This window comes from Cryobacterium sp. 10I1, from assembly GCF_035019805.1.
GTDB lineage: Bacteria > Actinomycetota > Actinomycetes > Actinomycetales > Microbacteriaceae > Cryobacterium > Cryobacterium glucosi.
Genome location: NZ_JASJVF010000367.1, coordinates 1 through 2,305, shown reverse-complemented (window position 1 = coordinate 2,305; position 2,305 = coordinate 1). Strand labels below are relative to the sequence as shown.

General features: G+C 72.1%; 2 protein-coding genes. One reads left to right on the top strand and one right to left on the bottom strand.

Features of this window, described 5'->3' with window-relative positions:
- The coding region (locus QN345_RS18055) for a pyridoxal phosphate-dependent decarboxylase family protein (protein WP_323509014.1) at window positions 1-1,263 on the top strand (1,263 nt) is incomplete at its 5' end.
- A 26-nt stretch (window positions 1,264-1,289) separates the two neighbouring features.
- On the opposite strand, the gene dprA is transcribed toward QN345_RS18055, so the two are convergent.
- Entirely contained in the window at window positions 1,290-2,165 is an 876-nt protein-coding gene (gene dprA / locus QN345_RS18050; RefSeq protein ID WP_323509015.1) for a DNA-processing protein DprA, read from the bottom strand.
- Window positions 2,166-2,305: the final 140 nt, after the last annotated feature.

Here is a 2,305-nt window from a genome sequence, read left to right as displayed (position 1 = left end):
GCATCCGTGGTCGACGAGCTGGCCGCCCTCGCCGAACCCGGGCTGATGGCCATGCCGTCTGGTCGGTTCTTCGGCTGGGTGATCGGCGGCACCCTCCCGGCAGCGCTGGCGGCAGACTGGCTCGTCAGCGCCTGGGACCAGAATGCCGCCATGCGCTTCGCGACGCCGGCCACTGCCGCGGCCGAGGAGGCCGCCGGAGCGTGGGTGCTCGACCTGCTCGGGCTGCCGTCCGGTTCGGATGTCGGATTCACCACCGGGGCGACGATGGCCAATTTCGTCGGGCTCGCAGCCGGGCGCCAGTCAGTGCTCGAGCGGGTGGGCTGGAATCTCAGCAAGGACGGACTTTCCGGTTCGCCCCGCGTGCGGGTGTTCGTGGGCGAGGAGCGGCACGCGGTGATCGACCTCGCACTCCGGTACCTCGGCCTCGGCGAACCCGTCGCCGTAGCGGCCGATGAGCAGGGCCGACTTGATCCCCGTGCCCTCGCGGCTGCGATGCAGGACGGCGAGGGTCCGGCCATCGTCTGCCTGCAGGCGGGGAACCTGCACTCCGGTGCCTTCGATCCGATGACGACGGCAATCCGGGTGGCGCGGGAACACCACGCCTGGGTGCACGTGGACGGCGCGTTCGGCCTCTGGGCCGCGGCGAGCCCGAAGTACCGCGGGCTCGTGGCCGGCGTCGAGGGAGCCGACTCCTGGGCGACCGACGCGCACAAGACGCTCAATGTGCCCTATGACTGCGGGATCGCGATCGTCGAGAAACCGGCGACTGTCCGGTCCGTGTTCGGCGTGCACACGAGCTATCTACTGAAACCGGCGACGGAGGGTCCGGGCGACCCCTTCGAGAAGGTGCCGGAGCTCTCCCGCCGGGCACGGGGCATCCCGGTGTGGGCGGCACTGCGCTCGCTCGGGCGATCCGGCACGATCGACCTCGTCGAGCGCCTGGCCGGTCACGCCCGCTCGCTTGCCGAGGGCCTCGCGCGCATTCCCGGCGCCGAGGTCGTCAACGACGTGGTCTTCACCCAGGTGTGCGTGAGCTTCGGAAGCGATGCCCGCACCCGGCGGGTGACGGAGCTGTTGCTCGGCCAGGGCACCACGTGGATGTCCGGTTCCGTCTGGCGCGGGCGCGAGGTGCTGCGCATCTCGGTCAGCAACTGGTCGACGGATGCCGCCGATGTCGCCGACTCCCTCGCGGCTGTGCGGCGGGCGTGCGAGGCCGCAGGCCACGACGGCGAGGAGACGCCTGGGGGCCTGTACCAGGGCTGACGGTTTCGCGGCAGGCCGAGCCTGGCTCAGGCGTTCCGCACCCAGCCGGTCTCTCGCTCGCGCGCGGCGCCTTCGAGCCCGAGGGCGCCGAGGGCGGCGCTCACGGACATGGTGGAGAGGCCCGCGCGGCGGGCGAGGTCGCCGATCCCACGCGGGGACCGCCCGCTCAGGGCGTCGAAGACCCGCACCTGTTCGCTTGTGCGCCCGGAACCCTCGAGCCCGAGTTCCGATTCGGGGAAGTCCAGTGTCACCTGGACCAGGTGCTCCGCGACGAGTTCCGCCATTTCGGCGGCCGTCGTCACGCAGACGGCGTCGTACTCGCGGATCAGCCGGTGACACCCGGCCGAGGCCGGTGACGTGACCGGGCCGGGTACGGCGCCGAGCGGCCGCCCGAGGGTGGCCGCGTGCCCGGCGGTGTTGAGCGATCCGGAGCGCCACCCGGCCTCCAGGACGATGGTGGCCAGGCTGGTCGCCGCAATCAGCCGGTTCCGTTGCAGGAACCGCCACTTGGTGGGCGCGGCCCCGCACGGGAGCTCGGAAATGACGGCCCCCTCCCCGGCGATCCGTTCGAGGAGGTCGACGTGCCCGCTCGGATATGGCCGGTCCACTCCCCCGGCGAGAAACGCCACGGTTCGACCACGGCTCGCGAGTGCCGCTTTGTGCGCCATCCCGTCGATCCCGTACGCCGCGCCGCTGACGATCGCGAATCCGCGGTCGACGAGGCCGGCAGAGGCTTCCATCGCGACATGCTCGCCGTATCGGGTAGCAGCCCGGGCGCCGACGAGGGCGATCGACTGGGCGAACGCGCCGAGGGCATGTGCAGGGCCGCGCCACCAGAGGGCGAGCGGGGCGTGTACCCCGAGGTCCTCAAGCCCGGCCGGCCAGTCGGGGTCACCGGGAATCGCCAGCCGTGCCCCCGATCGGGCTGCCTGCCGCAGCGCAATCGTGACGACGATGGGATCGAGCCGCGGACGCCAGCGCCTCGCCGGGTCGTTCCGCGCAGCCGTGTTCGGCATCAACGACGGCCTCGTCTCCAACCTCG